Origin of the sequence: Bifidobacterium angulatum DSM 20098 = JCM 7096 (assembly GCF_001025155.1) — a bacterium.
GTDB classification, from domain to species: Bacteria; Actinomycetota; Actinomycetes; order Actinomycetales; family Bifidobacteriaceae; genus Bifidobacterium; species Bifidobacterium angulatum.
Window position 1 is genome coordinate 325290 of the sequence record NZ_AP012322.1, and the last position, 20439, is coordinate 345728.

General features: G+C 59.9%; 18 protein-coding genes. 17 read left to right on the top strand and 1 reads right to left on the bottom strand.

The genetic code is table 11. The annotated features are described in order from the left end of the window. The first annotated feature begins 105 nt into the window (after window positions 1–105). The 13 genes from BBAG_RS01230 (at window position 106) to BBAG_RS01290 (ending at window position 15542) form a co-directional block, all read left to right on the top strand. On the top strand, window positions 106–975 hold the full coding sequence (locus BBAG_RS01230) for an aldo/keto reductase (protein WP_003827559.1): 870 nt from the start codon (window positions 106–108) through the stop codon (window positions 973–975). Between the two features lie 50 nt (window positions 976–1025). Next, complete coding sequence (locus BBAG_RS01235; RefSeq protein ID WP_033508905.1) at window positions 1026–1763, top strand: HNH endonuclease family protein; 738 nt, start codon at window positions 1026–1028, stop codon at window positions 1761–1763. Window positions 1764–1931: 168 nt separating this feature from the next. Continuing rightward, complete coding sequence (locus BBAG_RS01240) at window positions 1932–3203, top strand: Nramp family divalent metal transporter (protein WP_047750215.1); 1272 nt, start codon at window positions 1932–1934, stop codon at window positions 3201–3203. 84 nt (window positions 3204–3287) lie between these two features. Further along, window positions 3288–4517, top strand: a complete 1230-nt coding sequence (locus BBAG_RS01245) for a 3-deoxy-7-phosphoheptulonate synthase (protein WP_047750218.1) — start codon at window positions 3288–3290, stop codon at window positions 4515–4517. Between the two features lie 27 nt (window positions 4518–4544). Beyond that, complete coding sequence (gene mtnN, locus BBAG_RS01250) at window positions 4545–5255, top strand: 5'-methylthioadenosine/S-adenosylhomocysteine nucleosidase (RefSeq protein ID WP_003827564.1); 711 nt, start codon at window positions 4545–4547, stop codon at window positions 5253–5255. A 121-nt stretch (window positions 5256–5376) separates the two neighbouring features. Beyond that, window positions 5377–6642 (top strand): sensor histidine kinase, encoded by a 1266-nt coding sequence (locus BBAG_RS01255; protein WP_003827566.1) that lies wholly within the window; start codon window positions 5377–5379, stop codon window positions 6640–6642. Between the two features lie 61 nt (window positions 6643–6703). Then, window positions 6704–7405, top strand: coding sequence for a response regulator transcription factor (locus tag BBAG_RS01260; RefSeq protein ID WP_003827569.1), 702 nt, complete (start codon window positions 6704–6706; stop codon window positions 7403–7405). 197 nt (window positions 7406–7602) lie between these two features. Then, entirely contained in the window at window positions 7603–8724 is a 1122-nt protein-coding gene (gene pstS, locus BBAG_RS01265) for a phosphate ABC transporter substrate-binding protein PstS (RefSeq protein WP_003827570.1), read from the top strand. Between the two features lie 119 nt (window positions 8725–8843). Further along, window positions 8844–9797 carry a phosphate ABC transporter permease subunit PstC gene (gene pstC, locus BBAG_RS01270; protein WP_003827572.1) on the top strand — a complete coding sequence of 318 codons (954 nt, stop codon included), beginning with the start codon at window positions 8844–8846 and terminating at the stop codon, window positions 9795–9797. Continuing rightward, complete coding sequence (pstA, locus tag BBAG_RS01275) at window positions 9794–10786, top strand: phosphate ABC transporter permease PstA (RefSeq protein WP_003827574.1); 993 nt, start codon at window positions 9794–9796, stop codon at window positions 10784–10786. Before pstC ends, pstA begins: the two co-directional genes overlap by 4 nt. A 39-nt stretch (window positions 10787–10825) precedes the next feature. Continuing rightward, window positions 10826–11605, top strand: a complete 780-nt coding sequence (pstB, locus tag BBAG_RS01280; RefSeq protein ID WP_003827576.1) for a phosphate ABC transporter ATP-binding protein PstB — start codon at window positions 10826–10828, stop codon at window positions 11603–11605. A gap of 1596 nt (window positions 11606–13201) precedes the next feature. Continuing rightward, window positions 13202–13765, top strand: a complete 564-nt coding sequence (locus BBAG_RS01285; RefSeq protein ID WP_003827580.1) for a GNAT family N-acetyltransferase — start codon at window positions 13202–13204, stop codon at window positions 13763–13765. Window positions 13766–14147: 382 nt separating this feature from the next. Beyond that, entirely contained in the window at window positions 14148–15542 is a 1395-nt protein-coding gene (locus BBAG_RS01290; RefSeq protein ID WP_033508900.1) for an NCS2 family permease, read from the top strand. Between the two features lie 123 nt (window positions 15543–15665). On the opposite strand, the gene BBAG_RS01295 is transcribed toward BBAG_RS01290, so the two are convergent. After that, on the bottom strand, window positions 15666–16529 hold the full coding sequence (locus BBAG_RS01295; protein WP_003827586.1) for a metal ABC transporter solute-binding protein, Zn/Mn family: 864 nt from the start codon (window positions 16527–16529) through the stop codon (window positions 15666–15668). Window positions 16530–16784: 255 nt separating this feature from the next. Between BBAG_RS01295 and BBAG_RS01300 the strand changes: the two genes are divergently transcribed. The 4 genes from BBAG_RS01300 (at window position 16785) to BBAG_RS01315 (ending at window position 20436) form a co-directional block, all read left to right on the top strand. Next, the gene (locus tag BBAG_RS01300; protein ID WP_003827588.1) at window positions 16785–17426 is read left to right on the top strand and encodes an alpha/beta hydrolase; all 642 of its coding nucleotides are present in this window, start codon (window positions 16785–16787) and stop codon (window positions 17424–17426) included. Window positions 17427–17733: 307 nt separating this feature from the next. Then, a complete protein-coding gene (gene rplJ, locus BBAG_RS01305) occupies window positions 17734–18255 on the top strand; it encodes a 50S ribosomal protein L10 (protein ID WP_003827590.1) in 522 nt (173 codons plus the stop codon). Window positions 18256–18362: 107 nt separating this feature from the next. Then, the gene (rplL, locus tag BBAG_RS01310) at window positions 18363–18743 is read left to right on the top strand and encodes a 50S ribosomal protein L7/L12 (protein WP_003827592.1); all 381 of its coding nucleotides are present in this window, start codon (window positions 18363–18365) and stop codon (window positions 18741–18743) included. Between the two features lie 178 nt (window positions 18744–18921). After that, window positions 18922–20436 (top strand): FHA domain-containing protein, encoded by a 1515-nt coding sequence (locus BBAG_RS01315; protein WP_033508896.1) that lies wholly within the window; start codon window positions 18922–18924, stop codon window positions 20434–20436. Window positions 20437–20439: the final 3 nt, after the last annotated feature.

A 20439-nucleotide genomic window follows, 5' to 3' on the forward strand; every position in this document is an offset into this window, starting at 1 on the left:
CGCCCGCGCATCCTCCCGGCTGTGGCATAGACTGCACATCAGTACCAGACAGCATGCAATGCCAACATAACCGTCGATTCCGTACCGAAACGAAGGAGCAAAAATATGACGAATCGTCATCCCAATCCCAACGAAGTTCCCGATATTACACTCAGCGACGGCAACGCCATTCCGCAGATCGGCCTGGGCGTACTGCGTATCGACGATGAAGGCGTGACGCCAGTTGTCGAAAGCGCCCTGGCGGCAGGCTACCGACACATCGACGGTGCTGCCGGATACAACAACGAGGCCGGCGTAGGCCGTGCGCTCGCCGCTGCCGGCTATACCACCGGCGAGCAGCGCCAGAGCCTGTGGGTCACCACCAAGTTGCGTGATTCCGAACAAGGCTATGATTCCGCGCGCAAGGCGTTCGACCGCCAGCTTGGACTCCTGCAGCTGGAATACGTCGATATGTACATGCTGCATTGGCCGACCCCGTTCGACTGGCGTAGCGGCGAGACCTGGAAGGCGTTCGACGAGTTCCGCGCCGAAGGCCGTGTGAAAACGCTTGGCGTATGCAACTTCCTGCCCGAGCACTTGGAACGCCTGCACCGGGAGACCGGCGAATACCCGGCCGTGAACCAGATCGAGCTGCACCCCACCTGGCAGCAGCGCGAAGTGGTCGCCTACTGCAAGGAACACGGCATCGCCATCGAAGCGTATTCCCCCATGGCGCGCGGCGCCGACCTCAACGCTGGCAATGGTGCCATCGAACGCATCGCCGCCGCGCACGGCGTCTCCCCGGCCCAGGTGATTCTGCGCTGGCACATCGAGAACGGCACCATCATCATCCCGAAGTCCGTGCACGCCGAGCGTCAGCAGGAAAACCTCGATCTGTTCGGATTCGAGCTCACCGCCGACGAACATGCCGCCATCGACGCATTGGACGGCCCGACCCGCGCCGGTCATGATCCGATGACCTTCACCTACGCCTGATCGCCAATCCGATCCCACCCCAGATCCGCAGCCAAGCCAGCAAGGATGCCATGAGCCGACGTTCACGTTTCCCACGCCGCATAGTCAACACCTCCGCCAGCTGGTTCCGGACGCTGACGATGCTGCTCGCAGCCGTCATCCTCGGAACATGCATTGCGCTGCTGCTGACCAAGCTCAGTCCGCAGGTGGCCGAGCTCACCGGCGAACATACGGCCACCGGGCAGGCTGCGGATGTGCTGGGTACGTTGAACGTCGACGATTCCGCCAATCCGGGAGGTTACGACCGCGATCTGTTCGGATTCCGTAAAACCGATGCCAACAACGACGGCTGCGATGTACGCGAAGACATCCTCGCCCGCGATCTGAGCGACGTGCGCTACAAATACCGGGGGTCATGCACGGTGGCCAGCGGCATACTGCACGATCCCTACACCGGAGCGACCATTCATTTCACCCGCGGCGTGAAAACCAGTTCGGCCGTGCAGATCGACCACGTGGTGGCATTGGAGAACGCTTGGCGTTCCGGAGCCAACACATGGGATACGAGCAAGCGATACGCGTTCGCAAACGATCCGTACAATCTGCTCGCCGTGGACGGTCCGGCCAACCAGTCGAAAGGATCCGCCTCGGCCGCCTACTGGCTGCCCACCAACAGCGCCTACCGCTGCGAATACGTGGCGCGGCAGATCGGCGTGAAAGCCAAATATTCGCTCAGCGTCACCTCCAACGAGAAAACGGCCATGCTTGCCGTACTGCACGCATGCCCCGCACAGGAGATACCGCAGTAGGCAGCATGGCCTTGACGAAAGATTCGTCGCCAAGCCGATGCGTTTTATACGGCCGTTCATTTTCAAAGGCCATGTCTGTAACATACCCGCGTTATACCGTAAGCGGTTTGGAGACGAGGCGGTATGGAATACAGGCAGGTTGCTGACGGACTCACTGATTCGGACGATATGGTAGACGGCGTGAACGGCGAGGATTCCGCAAAAAGCGCGGAGTCTGGCAGGCAGCGGCATGAGCATGCGCTCGCCGGCATTCTCGGCCCGGCGTTCGTGGCCGCGGTCGCCTATGTGGACCCGGGCAATGTGGCGGCGAACATCACATCCGGCGCGCGATACGGCTACCTGCTGGTGTGGGTGCTGGTGCTGGCGAACATCATGAGCGTGTTCATCCAATACCAGTCCGCCAAGCTGGGCGTGGTCACCGGCAAATCCCTGCCCGATCTGTTGGGCGAACGTATGAGCGACGCCGGACGGTTCATGTTCTTCATGCAGGCGGAAGTGATCGCCATCGCCACCGATCTGGCGGAGCTCATCGGCGGCGCCATCGCATTGGATCTGCTGTTCAACCTGCCGCTGTTCGTCGGAGGGCTCATCATCGGCGCGGTGTCGACGGTGCTGCTGATGTTCGAAGGCGGCAGCACGCAGCGCATATTCGAGAAGATCGTCATCGCCCTGCTGTTGGTGATCACGTTCGGGTTCATCGCCGGCCTGTTCATCGATCCGCCGAATCCGCTCGGCGTGGTGCAGGGGTTGGTGCCGCGTTTCACCAATCGTGATTCGGTGATGATGGCTACGTCGATGCTTGGCGCGACCGTCATGCCGCATGCGATCTACCTGCATTCCACGCTGGTGAACGACCATTATGCCGGCGGGCGGAAGAAGCCGTCGGTGCAACGCCTGCTGCATGGCGCGAAAATCGATGTGGCATGGGCGCTGCTGCTGGCAGGAACGGTGAATCTGTGCCTGCTGATCCTTGCCGCAAACTCTCTGCACGGCATGAGCGGTACCGATTCCATCGACGGGGCGCAGCATGCCATTGTCAGCGTGCTCGGCCCCGGCATCGGCACCATATTCTCCATCGGACTGCTGGCATCCTCGTTGAGCTCCACATCCGTGGGCACATACGCTGGTTCGGAGATCATGCATGGCCTGTTACGCATCAAAGCGCCGATGTGGGCATGCCGCGTGGTCACCCTGGTGCCCGGGCTGGTGGTGCTATGGTTCGCACCGAACCCCACCGAAGCGTTGGTGATCGGTCAGGTGATCCTTTCCATCGGCATTCCGTTCGCCATCATCCCGTTGATGCGCTACACGCATGACAGGCGGTTGATGGGCAAGTGGGCGGATGGCCCGGTTCGCCATGCGTGCTTCATGCTGATCGCCGTGCTCATCGTCGCGCTGAATGCTCTGCTGATCGTACTGGTGCTGCGCGGCGAAGCCTGACGGTACGCGCCCGTGCCGCGAGCGGAACCGCGCATGGTGGCGTTTCGGCTATTGTGTGTGGGAGAGCGTTTTCGAGGAGGCATGATGCAGCAGCAGAATGAGGTGAGGTTCGCGTCGCCGGAAAACGGTGCGCCAGAACCGTTGAATCGACCGGAGGAGATGCGTGCGATTCGTCAGGCCATGGATGAGGGAAAGAACCCGTTGACGGCCACCGACGTGCCACGTTGGGAGGATCAGGTCGGCGTCAGCCGTATCGTCAACCGCCGTGTACTGGAATTCGAGGTGCTGCCCACGCCGGCGCAAGTGCTGTCCGACCTGCCGTTGAACGAACGGGCGCAGGAGCTTGTCGCCCGTTCCCGCGATGAGATCAGGGCATGCCTGTACGGCCAGGATGATCGTCTGCTGGTCATCGTCGGCCCATGCTCGGTGCACGACCCGACCGCGGCTTTGGATTACGCGCGTCGTCTTGCGGCATTGAAGGCCGATCTTGACGATCATCTGCTGATCGTCATGCGCGTGTATTTCGAAAAGCCCCGTACCACCGTCGGATGGAAAGGCCTGATCAACGATCCGGATATCGACGGCAGCTGCAATATCCGTAAAGGTCTGCTGCTCGCACGCCGGACACTGCTGGATGTACTGGGCGAAGGCCTCGCCTGCGCCACCGAATTCCTGGAACCCACCAGCCCGCAGTATATTTCCGACGCGGTAAGCTGGGGCGCGATCGGCGCACGCAATACGGAAAGCCAGGTGCATCGCCAACTGGCCAGCGGCCTGTCCATGCCCATCGGCTTCAAAAACGCCACAGACGGCTCGATCAGCGCTCCGGCGGACTCCTGCTTCGCCTCCGCCCAGCAGCACACCTTCTTCGGCATCGACCATCTTGGTCGCGCCGCCGTGGTCAAGACGCTCGGCAACCCGGATTGCCATGTGGTGCTGCGCGGATCCACCAGCGGCCCGAACTACAGTGCCCATGATGTGGCCGAGACGCTGGACGCCATCAGAAAACGCATGCCGGCCGACGCCGCGGCATCGCACGGCGTGATCGTGGACTGTTCGCACGGCAACTCCTGCAAGGACGAGCACAGGCAGGCCGAAGTCGTGCGCGATATCGCCTCGCGTATCGCAGCCGGCGAGCAGGGCATCACCGGCATCATGATGGAAAGCTTCATCGAAGGCGGCAATCAGCCGGCCGCACCACTCGACCAACTGGTATACGGCAAGTCGATCACCGACCGCTGCCTGAGCTGGAACGACACCGAACAACTCTTGCGTGAACTCGCGCAGGCAGTGGCCACACGCCGTTGGAACTGACGGCGGAACAACGCGAAAGGAACACCCATGACCAGAACCATCGCCATCATCGGCGCACTGAACGAAGAAATCGCGCACATCGCCGAAGCGCTCGCCAACACCACGCATGCCACGGCCGCAAGCCTTGACATAACCTGCGGCACGCTTGCCGCCAACAGCGGCGAGGAACTTTCCGTCGCGGCCACCGTAGGCGGCATGGGGCTTGTCGCCGCGGCAGCCACCACGCAGCATCTCATCGACGTCTACCATCCTGAAGCCATCATTTTCTCCGGCATCGCCGGCAATCTCAACAAGCGGCTTCACATCAACGATGTAGTGCTTGGCGGTACGCTGCGCTATCTCGACACCGACATGCGACTCGTAGGCCAATGGAAGCCGGGAACCGAACAGAACCCCATCGAGGAGTTCCATAGCGACAGGCATCTGCTGGATGTCGCGGACAAGGCCCTTGCCGACGCCGGCATCACCCATATCATCGGCACCATCGCCTCCGGCAACTATTTCGTGGACGACCCGGCCAAGGTCGAGGAGGTCATCCGCGCCACCGGTGCCGACGCGGTGGAAATGGAAGGCGCCGCAGTGGCGCAGGTCGCCGCGCGCAACGATGTTCCAGCATTGGTGATTCGCGCGCTGTCCGATAACGCCGACACCGACTATGAGGAATTCAAAGGCTTCGACATCAGTGAATACGCGAATACAGCCGCCAACCTCACCGTGGATCTGCTCAGGCGTCTCTAGGTGAACAATAGCTGAACTTCAGGCGTATTGCGCATTGTCGCCGTTCCGGCTTCGCTACTGTGGTAAAGCGAAGGTGTCCTGTGGGCAAACCCCGATAGTCGAAAGGGCGACGAGCGGCGAAATGCAGTGGTGGCAGATTCTTCTGGTGGTCGCGGCGGTGGCGGTGGTTTCGCTCGCCGCATATTGGGCCGGCAAGGAGCGTGGCGAACGTCTTGCCCGTGACGAATACCATGACAGCGGTATGAGCGTGGGCGGCGAATCGTTGTTTGCCGGCAACGATTCGCCGCGCACCGGTGAAGAGGCGTTTATGCGCGCACTGCCGCAGGCGGTGGCGCTGGTCGACGGCAACGGTGCCGTGCAGTATGCGCGTGACGATATCGAACGGTTCGGTCTCATCGCTGCCGGCCATGTACGCAATAGCGAGATTCTCGACATGCTCGCCCAAGTGGAGCATGACGGCACAACCCGTGAGCGCGAACTCGAAGTGGCACGTTCGGCGGCCGACATGGCAGGCACGCATTCGGGCAGGGGAGTGCAGGCGGGGCAATCATTGCCTTCGCGCGAACAATATCTGAGCGTGCGGGTGAGCCGTATCGGTGATGGACTATATGCGCTGCTTGCCGTCGACATAAGCGAGCGCAGACATTTCGAACAGATGCGCCGCGAGTTCATGACCAATGTCGCGCACGAGCTGAAAACGCCGACCGGCGCGATCGCATTGCTGGCCGAAACCATTGCCGACGCGGCCGACGATCCGGATGCGGTACGGTATTTCTCCGGGCGTGTCAGCAAGGAGTCCGCCCGCCTGACCGAATTGGTGCGACGGCTGATCGATCTGCAGAAGATGCAGGACGCCGGCCGTAGCCTGCACCCCAAGCGCATGTCGGCATTGGCCGTGGCCAGGGCCGCCATCGATGCGAATCGTGTGCAGGGCGAACAACGGCATATCGAGATGGTGCTCGCATTCGATGGAACCCGATTGGGGCCGGAACCGTCCGATAGCGACCCGGATGTGCCGATCATGTGCGATGAGAGCGCAATCGTGACCGCGGTGAAGAACCTGGTGGAGAACGCCATCCACTATTCGCCGGAATACACCACGGTCTGCGTGGCGGTGGACACCAGCGAGCACGCCGTACGCATCCGCGTAATCGATCAGGGCATCGGCATTCCCGAATCCGCCATCGGACACATCTTCGAACGCTTCTACCGGGTCGATCCGGCGCGATCGAGACAGACGGGCGGCAGCGGCCTGGGGCTTGCCATCACCAAGCATTGCGTGGAGGATTGCGGCGGCACGATTTCCGTATGGTCGCACGAATTCGAAGGTTCCACATTCACCATCGAACTGCCCTGCGCCGAAGATATGGCCGAGCAGACGGAATAGCCAGGCGGAACAATCAGTCGCAATAGTCGGACCAAAACCAAGGAAAGAGAAGAAAACCACCATGACACGCATTCTTATCGTGGAGGACGAGGAATCCTACCGGGAACCCCTGGTATACCAGCTCACCCGCGAAGGCTACGAGGTCTCCGCCGCAGCCACGGGCGAAGAGGGGCTTGAACTGTTCACCCACGGCGGGATCGACCTGGTACTGCTCGATCTGATGCTCCCGGGCATTGATGGCACCACACTATGCCGCCGCATTCGAGAGCAAAGCCGCGTACCGATCATCATGCTGACCGCAAAAAGCACGGAAATCGACAAAGTGGTCGGATTGGAGATCGGCGCCGACGACTACGTGACCAAACCGTATTCCTTCCGCGAACTGCTGGCGCGCATCCGCGCCGTGCTGCGCCGCAACCAGAGCGCCCAACAGCAGGGGAGCGCCGACGACGACGTGCCGCTGACCTGCGGCGACATCGTGATGCGCGTCGGGCAGCATCAGGTCATCGTTCGCGGCGAATCCGTGTTCTTCCCGTTGAAGGAATTCGAACTGCTGGAATACCTGATGCAGAACAAAGGACGTGTGCTCACCCGGCATCAGCTGATCGACCGCATCTGGGGCGCCGATTATGTCGGCGATACCAAAACGTTGGACGTGCACGTCAAACGTGTACGCGCCAAAATCGAAGAGGAACCAAGCCACCCGAAATACCTGAGCACCGTGCGAGGCCTGGGATACAAGATCGACGAGCCTGCCGACTGACAGACGACCGAGCCGTCTGACGGCAGCGCGGCAGATAGTGCGGTCGCCCAGGTCAGCCGGAACGACGGGAAGTGTTCATCTTCCGTTCACCTATTTTGGATCGGCACGCTCGTGGGATTCCCTAGGCTTGTAAGTGTCCTAGAGACGAGCGCTTCGACGGCTCCCGTCCAGATAGATGACAGAGGAATAAGAAGATAATGAACAAGAATCTCATCGTTCGTTCGCTGGCCGCCGTTTCCGGCCTGGCCATGCTGGCCTCCCTCGCCGCCTGCGGCGACAACGTCGCGGCCACCACTGATTCGACCTCCACCAAGGATCTCAGCTCCCAGATCTCCGGCGACTACGCCGGTGCCGGCGCCTCCTCCCAGCAGGCCGCTGTCGAAGCCTGGATCGCCGGATTCAAAGGCAGCAACCCCGACGCCAAGATCGCCTACAACCCCTCCGGCTCCGGTGCCGGCGTGACCACCTTCCTGCAGGGCGCCACCGCATGGGCAGGCTCCGACAAGGCGCTCGCCGACGACGAAGTCGAACAGTCCAAGAACGTGTGTGCCAAGGGCACCGCATTCGACGTGCCGGTGTACGTCTCCCCGATCGCGGTCGTGTTCAATCTCAAGGGCGTGTCCGATCAGGGCGAGCATGTCAACATGGATGCCTCCACCATCGCCAAGATCTTCGATGGCAAGATCACCAAGTGGAACGACGCGGCCATCAAGTCCCAGAATCCGAAGCTCAATCTGCCCGACACCGACATCACCGTCGTGCACCGTTCCGACAAGTCCGGCACCACCCAGAACTTCGTAAGCTACTTCAAGGACGCTGCCCCGAACGATTGGACCTATGACCTGTCCGAGAACTGGCCGAATGAGGTCGGGCAGGGCGCCAAGGGCACCTCCGGCGTGATCAACACCGTCAAGCAGGCCGACGGCACCATTGGCTACGCCGACTTCTCCCAGATTGGCGAGCTGGGCACCGTAGCCGTCAAGGTCGGCTCCAAGTACACCGAGATCTCCGCCGATGCCGGCTCCAAGGTCATTGAGGATTCCGAACTTGCCGACGTCAAAGGCGAACACCGCGTCGTGGTGAATATCAACCACAAGACCGAGGCCGACGGTGCCTACCCGATCGTGCTGGTCTCCTACGACATCGTCTGCCCGGCGTACAAGGACACCAAAACCGCCGAGTTCGCCAAGTCCTGGCTGAGCTACGTCACCAGCGACGAAGGCCAGAAGACCGCCCAGCAGGCCGCCGGCACCGCGCCGCTGCCGAGCACGCTGACCTCCAAGATCGCCGACTCCATCAAAGCGATCTCCACCAAGTAAGTAGGTCTTCACAACCTGCCGTTCCGAGCGAAGTCGGAGCCCCCGGTCCCCATGTAGGATGGGAGGAATCCGACTCCGCTCACTGTGCTGAGTAAACCGATTCGTTCCAAGGAGAACTCGTGAGTTCGCAAGACAACACGGCCGGACGCCACGGCAGCGGCAAAACCGCTGACAAGGTATTCAAAGGCGTTGCCTATGGCTGTGGCATCCTCATTCTGGTGGTGCTCGCCGCCGTCGCACTGTTCCTGCTGTTCCGCGCATGGCCGCTGATCGGCGGCGATCAGAAAGCCAACAGCGCCACGATTTCCAACTTCACCGGTGGCAAGGCCACCAACTTCTGGCAGTACGTCGGGCCGCTGCTGTTCGGTACCGTGCTGGTCTCGGCCCTCGCACTGCTGATTTCCTTCTTCATCTCCGTGGGCATTGCGCTGTTCATCTCGCATTACGCCCCGAAGAAGCTCGCCACCGTGCTGAGCTACGTGGTCGACCTGCTTGCCGCCATCCCGTCCGTCATCTACGGCCTATGGGGCGGCCTGGTGCTGGTTCCCGCCATCTACCCGTTCTGGAACTGGCTGTCGAAGACCTTCGGCTGGATTCCGATCTTCGCCGGCCCGGCGGCCAACCCATCCCGCACCGTCGCCACCGTGTCCGTGGTGCTTGCGGTCATGATCCTGCCGATCATCACCTCCATGTCGCGTGACATTTTCCTGCAGACACCGCGCCTGCAGGAGGAAGCCGCGCTGGCGCTCGGCGCGACCAGGTGGGAGATGGTCAAGCTCGCCGTACTGCCATTCGGCAAATCCGGCGTCGTCTCCGCCTCCATGCTTGGTCTTGGTCGTGCGCTCGGCGAGACGATGGCCGTGCTGATGATCCTGTCCCCGGGGCTCAACTACTCGTTCAAACTGCTGCAGGCCTCGCAGAACCAGACCATCGCAGCCAATATCGCAGCGCAGTACCCGGAAGCGAACGCTCTGGGCGTCTCCGCCCTGATCGGCACCGGCCTGGTGCTGTTCCTCATTACCTTCGTGGTGAACTTCATCGCACGTAAGATCACCGAGAAAGCGAGTGCATGATGTCCGCAACCGAAGCATCGCCAATGGACGGCGCGCCCGTCATCGACTTCGACAAGTTCAAACCGACCCGTTCCTTCATCGCGGCTCGCAAGCGCAAGGACGCCGCCATGCGTCTGCTGATCTCGCTGGCGTTCATCGTCGCGCTCGTGCCGCTGATCTCCGTGCTGTGGACCACCATCGCCAACGGCGTCAAGAGGCTGAATCTCAACTTCCTGAGCTACAACATGACCGGCGTGGTCGGAGGCAATCCAACTCCCTCCGGCGGTTACGGCGGTGTGCAGCACGCCATCATCGGCACGCTGGAGATCACGCTCGGCGCCATGGTCATTTCGATTCCGATCGGCCTGATGTGCGCCGTGTACCTGGTGGAATACTCCAACCGCGGCAAGCTGTCGCGCGCCATCACCCTGCTGGTGGATGTGATGAGCGGCATCCCATCCATTGTGGCCGGCCTGTTCGCCTTCTCGATGTTCACCATCCTGCTTGGGCCCGGCACCATCAACGGTTTCGAAGGCTCCGTGGCACTGTCGCTGCTTATGCTGCCCACCGTGGTCAAATCCAGTGAGGAGATGCTCAAGATCGTGCCGAACGATCTGCGCGAGGCATCGTATGCGCTGGGCGTCACCAAGCAGCGCACCATCACCAAGATCGTGCTGAGGACCGCATTGCCGGGCATCGTATCCGGCTGCATTCTGGCCATCGCGCGAGTGATCGGCGAAACTGCGCCGCTGCTCATGACCGCCGGCTACATTGCGTCCACGAACGTGAACCTGATCTCCGGGCAGATGACCACGCTGCCGGTGTACGTCTATCAGGAATACTCCAAGCTGAACGCGAACTGCCCGGTCGGCGCGGACGCCTCCTGCGTGACCACCATCCCGATGGAACGCGCCTGGGCCGCCGCTCTCGTGCTCATCGTACTCGTGCTTATCCTCAACCTCATCGGCCGCTTGGTGGCGAAGGTATTCGCCGTCAAAACAGAACGCTGAACCGTGCAGTCGTAATCAACAAGTCATAAGGAAAATCACATGGGACAACGCATTGATGTCAACCATCTGAACATCTACTACGGCAACTTCCTGGCCGTGGAGGATGTGAACCTCAATATCGAGGCGAACAAGGTCACCGCATTCATCGGGCCTTCGGGCTGTGGAAAATCCACCGTGCTGCGCACTCTCGACCGCATGCACGAGATCATCCCCGGCGCGCATTGCGAGGGCGAGGTGCTGCTGGAAGGCAAGAACCTGTACGCCAAGGACGTCGATCCGGTGGCCGTGCGCCGTGACGTGGGTATGGTGTTCCAGCGTCCGAACCCGTTCCCGACCATGTCCATTCGCGAGAACGTGCTTGCCGGCGTCAAGCTCAACAACCGTAAGATCTCGAAGTCCGATGCGGACGATCTGGTCGAATGGGCGTTGCGTGGCGCGAACCTGTGGAATGAGGTCAAGGATCGTCTGGACAATCCGGGCGTCGGCCTGTCCGGCGGGCAGCAGCAGAGGCTGTGCATCGCTCGCGCCGTGGCCGTGCACCCGCAGGTGCTGCTCATGGATGAGCCGTGCTCCGCGCTTGATCCGATCTCGACCCTGGCCGTCGAGGATCTGATCAACGAGCTGAAGAACGACTACACCATCGTGATCGTGACGCATAACATGCAGCAGGCAGCCCGTATCGCCGACTACACGGGCTTCTTCAACCTGAAGGCCGTGGGCCAGCCGGGGCACCTCGAGTACTTCACCGACACCACCACCATGTTCAACAATCCTCAGAACGAAGAGGCCGAGCGCTACGTTTCCGGTCGTTTCGGCTGATCGAGTGCCGGGATGGCCCGGAAGCGGCGGTTTTGTACTCGCCGTTTCCGGGCCGTTTTGGTATTTCTGGGGTTTGCGTTGCCGATGATCGTCTGGCTGCCTTCGGTTCTGCTATTGCTTGGAGGCTGGATCCGGGGGCACGGTCCATGATATGTGCTTCGGTTCTACGGCTGTGCTGGCCGGGGTTTTCAGTGGGATTGGTTTCCAACGGAATTGGTCTCCAACGGGTGTTTTTCTCCAGTGGGATTAGCCTCCAATGGAATTGCCTCCAACAGGTGTTTTCTTCCAGTGGGATTGGCTTCCGGTGGGTGTTTTCCCCAGCGGGATTAGCTTTCGGTGGGTGCTTTCCTTCAATGGAATTGGCTGTCAACAGCTACCTTCTCCCAGCGGGGATTGGTTTTCGGTGGAATTAGCTCCCAGTGGGGATTGGCTTTCAACGGGTGTTTTCTCTCAGCGGGATTGACCTCCAGCGGGTGTTTCCTCCACTGTCTGGATGATTTGACTGTGTGGGCATGGTCTTGGCAGATGTTTTTATCTAAGCGGTAAGCTTAGGCGGCTGCTGTTCTAATTATGCGAGCGGTTTACCTCGCCCGTTTTTATCCATTGCCTGGATGTTTTGACCGCTGAATATCGTCTCGACAGCCATTATCTCCAGTGTCTGGATGTTTTGGGCGTCTGATGTCCTTCTTATCGTCCGTTTTTATCCAGCCGGTGGGTGTTTTGGTTGTGTGAGCGGCCTGTTAGCGTCCGTATTGTCCATTGGCTGGGTGTTTTGGTTGCGTGGCTGGCCGGTAAGCGGGTGTTTTTATCCAGTGACTGGGTGTTTTAGTCATGTAAGGAGATGCTGAGTGTCCGTTTCCTTCCATTGATTGGATGATTTGGTTCTTTAATCGGCTGGTAAGAGAGTGGATTTTTCCATTGGCTGGATATTTTGGCGTCTGATGTCCTTCTCAGCATCCGTTTTTACCCAGGCAGTGGATGTTTGGGTGTGCTGGCGGCTCGTCAGGGGTTGTTTTATCCAGTCAGTGGATGGTTTGGTCGTGTGGGTGTCTTGTCAGAGGGCGTTTTATCCAGCAGATGGGTGTTTTGGGCGCTGAATGTCCGTGAAGCCCTCTTTTCTTCCACTGTCTGGATGTTTTTTTGGGCGTCTTAGTTGCTTCTTAGCGTCCGTTTTATCTAGCCGGTGGGTGGTTTGGGTGTGTGGGAGGTTAGTCAGAGGTTGTTTTTATCCAGTCAGTGGATGATTTGTCCATATGCATGGCGTCGGTCGACTGGATTTTTCCATTGGTTGGATGTTTCTGCCCGTGGCTCCGCGGTATGCCCATGATTCGGGACAAGTGTCTGAGATTCAGGAGAGGACGGTCCCCTCCGCGCGCCATGGTATGGTGATTCGGTTTTGCGGCGTGGATTGGAATTGTTGCTGGAGGGGAGCATGTCTACTCGGAATGCCGATGAGGACTTCGCCATGCTGTTTTCGTCGGTCTTCGCTTTTTCGAAGCATCTGGTCAAATGGGAGGACAACCGGATGCGGGATAAATATGACCACAATTGCTTTCGTTTTCCGGGCAGCCTTCATCGCCTGAGATCCGGGAGACGTTGACCTATCAGCAAGCACGAGGCGACCTGTTCCTCAAGATGGTGGGATACGAGCCGTTGGATAATGCGTTTGGAATGGAGGAAGAGACGACGCTGACGATGGCTCTTCCCGGTGACGTTGACGTGCATGGTTGGAGCATCAGCTCGGGGATTTCCGTCAAGAGCCCAGATCCCACTCAATTGGAGCAGCTTGAGCTGAAATGCTTCGGTGCTGTGTGCGGAGAGGACTTCGTCGTTCGCGACAATCGATGCCTGCGTGAGAAGGTCCCTTATCTTGGCGTTTATCTGGATGGGCAGCTGGTCGGATCCTGCTATGTGTATGTGGCGGGTGGGTACGCCTGCGTGGACAGTCTTATGGTGGATGAGGGTTTCAGACGGCGGCATGTTGCCGCGACGTTGCTGAAGCATGCCGTCGAGGATGCGAGGAGAGTCGGGGCCGTTCCGTATCTTCACGCCGATGCCGAAGATGTTCCGAAAGATATCTATGCCAGGTTGGGATTCCGCGTCGTGGATATGGCGTATGAGTACTCGTGCACCGATTTCGCTGATCTCAAGTTGGATTAGGGCGCTACCTCCGGGATCTCGAAGCAGCAGACGGTCGCTCTCTGCGCAGTGCAGTTCCGTAGTTGCGCGCGGCTGAGCGGCCGATTCGCGTTTTCTGCGGGTTTCGTTACAACTTCTGCGACCGGAGCGACAACATATGTCACCCCAGTCGCAGAAGTTGTCATCAGGCCCGCATTTTGTGTTGCCGTCGTCACGGAAAACGAGCGCCCTCGCCTCGGCGCGGAAAAGAAGTCCGGTACGCCTGTAATGACCATGACCCATGCCGGTGCTAGTGTGGGCGCGTCCGGAACTTATGTTCCATGGCGAGTCGCGATTCTCGCCGGAGCGTGCGCGGCAACGTGCGCGTTCCTATCAACCCAAGAAGCAAAACAGAGAAGAGATAATGGAAAAGTTTTTCCATCTGAAGGAGAGCGGCACCACCGCGTCCACTGAGGTCATGGCCGGTCTGACCACGTTCTTCGCCATGTCCTATATCATCATCGTCAACCCGCAGATCCTGTCCCAGACGGGTATGCCGTGGGGCGGCGTGTTCCTAGCCACCATCATCGCGGCCATCATCGGCACGCTTGTCATGGGCCTGTTCGCCAATGTGCCGTACGCACAGGCCGCCGGTATGGGTCTGAATGCGTTCTTCACCTACACCGTCTGCTTCGGCCTCGGCTTCTCGTGGCAGCAGACTCTGTGCATGGTGTTCCTGTGCGGTCTGATCAACATCATCATCACCGTCACCAAGATCCGCAAGATGATCATCAAGGCCATTCCGGAGCTGCTGCAGAACGCCATCGGCGGCGGCATCGGCCTGTTCGTGGCCTATGTCGGCTTCCTGAACGTCGGTTTCTTCACGTTCACCACCAAGGATGCCAAGGCTGCCGGCAAGGGTCTTGCCACGGCTGCAACCCCGGGCCTGGCGGTCATGAACAATCCGACCATCTGGCTGTTCGTCATCGGTCTGATTCTTGCGATCGTCTTCACCGTGCTCAAGGTGCGTGGCGGCATGCTGCTGTCCATCATCATCACCGCCGTCATCGGCATTCCGATGGGGCAGACCACCATGGCCAACTCCGTGTCCATCGCCGATACCTTCGCCCAGCTGCCGCAGACCTTCGGCGTGATCTTTACCAAGGATGGTTTCCCGGCGCTGTTCTCCGACGTGTCGAAGCTGCCGATCATCCTGCTGACCATCTTCGCGTTCTCCATGTCCGACACCTTCGACACCATCGGCACCTTCATCGGTACCGGCCGTCGTACCGGTATCTTCTCCGAAGAGGACGAACAGGCTCTGGAGAACGGCTCCGGCTTCTCCTCCAAGATGGATAAGGCCCTATTCGCCGATTCCATCGCCACCTCCATCGGCGCTATCTGCGGTACGTCCAACACCACCACCTACGTGGAGTCCTCCGCTGGCATCGCCGCCGGTGGCCGTACCGGCCTGACATCCGTGGTCGTGGCGGTCTGCTTCGCGCTGTCCGCGTTCCTGTCCCCGGTCATTTCCGCAGTGCCGTCCGCCGCTACCGCCGGTGTGCTGGTCGTGGTCGGCTGCATGATGGCATCCTCGTTGAAGGAGGTCGAGTGGGGCGACATCTCCGAGGCCATTCCGGCGTTCTTCGCTTCCGTGTTCATGGCGTTCAGCTACTCCATTTCCTATGGCATCGCCGGCGGCTTCATCACCTACTGCATCATCAAGACCTGCAAGAAGCAGGCCAAGGATGTGCATCCGGTGATCTGGGTCGTGGCGATTCTGTTCATCCTCGACTTCGTGGTGACCGCCATCCTGTAGTCGTGCGGGTCATGTGCGCTGCATGAGTCGCTGATAGACGAAGCGCCCGATTCCTCCGGTGGGGGAGCCGGGCGCTTCGCTATAAACGGTGCCGGTGCAGTGGGCAGGGTGCAACTGGTCTTGTCAGCTGGTGTGGCCGATGGCGCTGACGAGGGCGCTCATCCAGTCCAGCAGACTGTTGTAGTTGCTGGGCATCTGTTCGCTGATTTCGATGATCGGCACGTCGGCTTTCTTGGCGGCGTCGGTGATTTGCCTGGTTGTTGCGTTGGCTTCCTGCGGGTTGAGAATGAGCATGGAGATGCGTTTGTGCTTCAGTGCGTTGGTGAATTGCGTGATGTCGCCGGGTGTCGGCTCGCTTTCGTTCGCCGTGGCCTGCGCGTACCCGGTGGGCGTGCGGTCGATCATGCCCAGGTCGTCGGCGAGATAGTGCGCCACGGATTCGGTTGCACCGTAGGTCATGCCCTTGGTCGCCTCCTCGTTTTTGGCGATGCGATCTTCGAGCTCGGTTTCCTTGGCCTGCCATGCCTTGTTGAGTTTGCTGAATTCGCTGGCTTTGGCGGGCATCGCCTTGCGGTAGGCTGCGGTGATCGCGTCGGCGGTTTTGGCGCGGACGTTGGCGGAGAACCACACGTGCGGGTTGTCGCCGTCCTTCTTGCCGCCTGCTTCGGCGGCGTTCACTACGGTCGCCTTGCCGTTCGCCGCGCCTTTGATGGCCCATGGGTCGTAGTCGGCGCCGTTGACGATGGCGACCGTGGCGTTGTGCAGTCGGTTCACGTCTGCGGTGGTCGGTTCGTAGTCGTGCGCTTCCACGTTGGTGGAGTGGATGATGCTGTTCACTTCCACCAGGTCACCGCCGAGTTCTTTGGCGAGTGTTCCCCATTGGTTGATGGAGGCCACCACGGTAATGGTGTTCTTCACGTTGCTGTTCGCGCTGTTGCCTGTGCTGGTTGCGCTTCCGCATGCGGTGCCGGTCAGCAGCAAGGCCATGCAGGCTGCGGCTGCGGTGATGGTTTTCTGTAGACGGGTCAACGGTTCTCCTTGTTGTGCCGGTTGCTTCGTCGTGCAATTGCGGCTGGTTTGTGGTTGTGGTTTTCGGTGATGACGCCATCATATCATAAATGAGAACCGTTATCAGTAAACGGGTGTCGTTGAAGGCGGCAGGTCCATCGGTTGGGGCTGCGTCCTAGAGTGAGTGCCGTCAACATACGGTAACGCGATAAGCGGGGAGAGAAAGGAAAGCATATGGCCAAGCCGTTGGTCGAGGTCAATATCACGTCGTGGAGAAAGAACCGCGTCCCCGCAGGAAGCGAATACGGCCGGGTGCTGGTTATGCCGGGCACCGGCTATAACTGCGATCGTCCGCTGTTGTATTGGGCGGCGCAAGCGCTGGCGGAAAACGGATGGCGTGTGGATCGGATGAACGTGCGCAACGCCTCGGACGACCTGTCGGTGGTCACCCCGGTGATCAACGGTGCGATCGACGGCTGGGTGGAGCGTGTGCGTACGGAAGACGCGTCCGGCAGGCTGATGCTGATCGGCAAATCCCTGACCACACTGACCTATCCGCATGTGGCGCGCGCGCATCAGCTGCCGTTCGCATTGCTCACCCCGGTGATCAACCCCGCCGATTTCGACCCGACCGATCAGATCATCCCCGTCGAGGAGGATGGGGGAGACGTGGCCTATCCCGGCCCGGCGCCGCTTATCTGCGCCGGTACCGCCGATCCCTTCTATGATCGCGCTAAGGCCAATAAGCTCACCTCCCATGTGCATGAGTACCCGGATGCCAACCATTCCATCGAAGTGCCCGGCCATTGGCGTCGTTCCCTCGACTATCTCAAGGAGGTCACCGCTTCCGTTGCGCAGTATGCCGCAACGTTGTAAGGGCGGTTGGCAGCGGCGTTCTCTCCGGTGGTGGATTCGGCGTATCGCACTGCATGCTGCGACACGCCGATATGCATGAAGTCTTGGGCGGTGCGTATCGTAGCAACCCGTAAACCACAGACCGTTGGTTGAAATGCGTGAGAGCGTATTTCCGAAGTTTGGTTCGCCAAGCCAGCGCAGGTTGAGAGATATAAGCCCATTTGCGGGCTGCCGGAAACGGCCTTATGTTGCTCTGCCTGTGCGCAGGGCTTTTTTATTGCCTGGCAAGGCGCGCTTCGAGTCAACGGCCGACTTAGGAAGGAACGCCATGAAGAGGCCCGAAAAGGAAGCGGTGGTCGCTCAGCTGACGGACGAGTTCCGTTCTGCTGATGCTATCTACCTGACCGAGTACCGCGGGCTTACCGTTCCGCAGATCTCTGATCTGCGCGAAAAGCTAGGCCGCGATACTTCCTACACTGTGGCAAAGAACACGCTGGCACGCATCGCCGCCAAGGAAGCGGGCATCGAGGGTCTCGACGAGATTCTCTCCGGCCCGACCGCCATCACCTTCGTGCATGGTGACTTCATTGAGGCTGCCAAGGTCATCCGTGACTTCGCCAATGACAACAAGGCCCTCGTCATCAAGGGCGGTTTCGCAGACGGAACCGTGTACGATGCCGAAGGTGCCAAGCAGCTGGCAGATCTCAAGTCTCGCCCGCAGCTGCTCGCGGAATTCGCCGGCGACATCAAGGCTACGATGTCCAAGGCCGCGTACCTGTTCAACGCTCTGCCGACCAAGGCCGTGCGTACGATCGATGCGCTGCGCGAGAAGCAGGAAAAGGCTGCCTGATTCAGTTGCGGCTTGCCGCATGAATCGATAATTGCAAAGAAAACAAATTTTTAGGTGACGGTCACCTCTTCAATTCAGCCCGTCACCAAGATTGAAAGGAAGCCATTATGGCTAAGTACACCAACGATGAGCTGCTCGAAGCTTTCGGTGAGATGACCCTGGTTGAGCTCTCCGAGTTCGTCAAGGCCTTCGAAGAGAAGTTCGACGTCGAGGCTGCTGCCCCGGTCGCCGCTGTTGCCGCTGCTGCTCCGGGCGCTGCTCCGGCTGCTGAGGAGAAGGACGAGTTCGACGTCATCCTCTCCGCCGTTGGCGACAAGAAGATCCAGGTCATCAAGGCCGTCCGCGCTATCACCTCCCTGGGTCTGGCTGAGGCCAAGGCTCTGGTTGACGGCGCTCCGAAGGCTGTCCTGGAAGGCGCCAAGAAGGAAGACGCCGAGAAGGCCAAGTCCCAGCTGGAAGAAGCTGGCGCTACCGTCGAGCTCAAGTGATTCGCGCGGCTTCGAGCCGCTTGTCACAGCTTTCCGCGAAACCCCGTACCTGGTTCCAGGTGGCGGGGTTTCGCCGTTAATGGGAGAAAGTTGTTAATTCCTGAGCTGTAATCCCTCAAAAGGGATTGCTCCATGACACAATAGGAATAGTGTCTAATCACGAAAAGGAGGCTATGCGGTGAGCGCTGAAACGGCATGCCACTGGCAGGTAAAGGTCAACGGTGGCCAACAGATCACTGTCCATCCTGGTGAGAACGTAGAGATTGGACGTAAACCCCTGCGACCATTGCCCGATGATGGCACGACGCGCATGGAGGTGGAGGATTCCACCAAATCGATGTCGAAACGCCACGCGCAGTTCTCCGTGCGGAGCGACGGCCAGGCCATCCTGCATGATCTCAACTCGACCAACGGCACCTACATCATTCGCGATAATGGCGAACTGATGCGTCTTCCTGAAGACGATGACTATATTCTTCCGTATTCGCCGATGCGTGTTCAGTTCGGCGATGTGCCGGCTGATTTCGAACGCGTGGATGCATCGGAGCATGAGCAGAGCGCGCCGGTTGCGAATCTATTCGACTATTCGATGCCGACAGTCACGCATCAGGAACCCGACGCGGCAGATATGTCCGTCGATCAGATCCTCGATTTGCGCGCCGGCGAACCGACGACCATGTTCCAGTCCCAGCGGCCGAAATCTCAGAACAAGCCGGTTCTGAGCGGTAGCGCAAACGATGCCGCGGCCCAGCCGGTGCAGCCAGTGCAACCTGTCCAGTTCGTGCAACCGGTTCAGCCGATGACAGCGGAACCTCCCACGGATTGGCCGGTGCAGCAGGAACACGCTGAACAGCCGGTTGCGCAGTCACCGCTTGACCGACAGCCCAGGCAAAGCGAAGAGACCGCTCAGCCGGCAGACGTGATGCCGACGGCACAGCCATCCATGCAGCCAGTCCACCGTCTGGTGCAAAACGCCGAGGAATCCTCCAAACAGACACGACTGCTGTTTCCCAGCGAGGATGAACATCAGGAACAGCCACACAACCTGTTCGCTGGGATCGACGAGCATATGGCGGACGTGCGCGAATCTCGTGAATCCGGTATCCCAGCCAATAATCAGACCGGTGATCAGGACGTTGCGGAGCCGGCGGACGCTCAGCAGCCGACGCAGGCCGGCATACAGGCCGAACCGTTGATCGCGCAGCCGGAAGCGGGCAATGCGCCAGTTGCCGACCGGACGTTCATGCGGTCGCAGGCCGAGCCGGAAGCGGAAACCGCGGTGTTCCGCGAGACCCGTTCCGTGGTCTTCACCCCACTTGCCCGCAATGCCGAAACGCAGCAGGGTAATGGCTTTGCCTCGCCCATCAATGCCGCCGACGCGGCAGGCGGATTCACGCCAGCCTTCGAACCGGGATCGGTGTTCGATAAGGTTTCCCGCGGCGAATTCAACAAGCCTCCTGAGCCTGTTATCGAGGTCGACGGATTGAGCTCCGAAGACGCCCGCCGTACGCCGGATATGACCAAGCAGTTCGAAATGGCGCGTCATGCCGAGCTGCTGCCGTTCCTGGCCATGAACCCGTCCCTGTACGACGATCTGTACGCCTGGCTCGCGGCGCAGGGCAATAAGGACATCGATGAGGCTCTTGCCAATAATCCGGGCTATCAGGATTACCGTAAAGCAGTAGGAAAGTGATCG

What these genes read in the sequence shown, in the direction of transcription:
- BBAG_RS01230 (WP_003827559.1), top strand. Translation starts at nt 106, where the DNA reads ATGACGAATCGTCATCCCAATCCCAACGAAGTTCCCGATATTACACTC.
- BBAG_RS01235 (WP_033508905.1), top strand. Translation starts at nt 1,026, where the DNA reads ATGAGCCGACGTTCACGTTTCCCACGCCGCATAGTCAACACCTCCGCC.
- BBAG_RS01240 (WP_047750215.1), top strand. Translation starts at nt 1,932, where the DNA reads ATGGTAGACGGCGTGAACGGCGAGGATTCCGCAAAAAGCGCGGAGTCT.
- BBAG_RS01245 (WP_047750218.1), top strand. Translation starts at nt 3,288, where the DNA reads ATGCAGCAGCAGAATGAGGTGAGGTTCGCGTCGCCGGAAAACGGTGCG.
- mtnN (WP_003827564.1), top strand. Translation starts at nt 4,545, where the DNA reads ATGACCAGAACCATCGCCATCATCGGCGCACTGAACGAAGAAATCGCG.
- BBAG_RS01255 (WP_003827566.1), top strand. Translation starts at nt 5,377, where the DNA reads ATGCAGTGGTGGCAGATTCTTCTGGTGGTCGCGGCGGTGGCGGTGGTT.
- BBAG_RS01260 (WP_003827569.1), top strand. Translation starts at nt 6,704, where the DNA reads ATGACACGCATTCTTATCGTGGAGGACGAGGAATCCTACCGGGAACCC.
- pstS (WP_003827570.1), top strand. Translation starts at nt 7,603, where the DNA reads ATGAACAAGAATCTCATCGTTCGTTCGCTGGCCGCCGTTTCCGGCCTG.
- pstA (WP_003827574.1), top strand. Translation starts at nt 9,794, where the DNA reads ATGATGTCCGCAACCGAAGCATCGCCAATGGACGGCGCGCCCGTCATC.
- pstB (WP_003827576.1), top strand. Translation starts at nt 10,826, where the DNA reads ATGGGACAACGCATTGATGTCAACCATCTGAACATCTACTACGGCAAC.
- BBAG_RS01290 (WP_033508900.1), top strand. Translation starts at nt 14,148, where the DNA reads ATGGAAAAGTTTTTCCATCTGAAGGAGAGCGGCACCACCGCGTCCACT.
- BBAG_RS01295 (WP_003827586.1), bottom strand. Translation starts at nt 16,529, where the DNA reads ATGGCCTTGCTGCTGACCGGCACCGCATGCGGAAGCGCAACCAGCACA.
- BBAG_RS01300 (WP_003827588.1), top strand. Translation starts at nt 16,785, where the DNA reads ATGGCCAAGCCGTTGGTCGAGGTCAATATCACGTCGTGGAGAAAGAAC.
- rplJ (WP_003827590.1), top strand. Translation starts at nt 17,734, where the DNA reads ATGAAGAGGCCCGAAAAGGAAGCGGTGGTCGCTCAGCTGACGGACGAG.
- rplL (WP_003827592.1), top strand. Translation starts at nt 18,363, where the DNA reads ATGGCTAAGTACACCAACGATGAGCTGCTCGAAGCTTTCGGTGAGATG.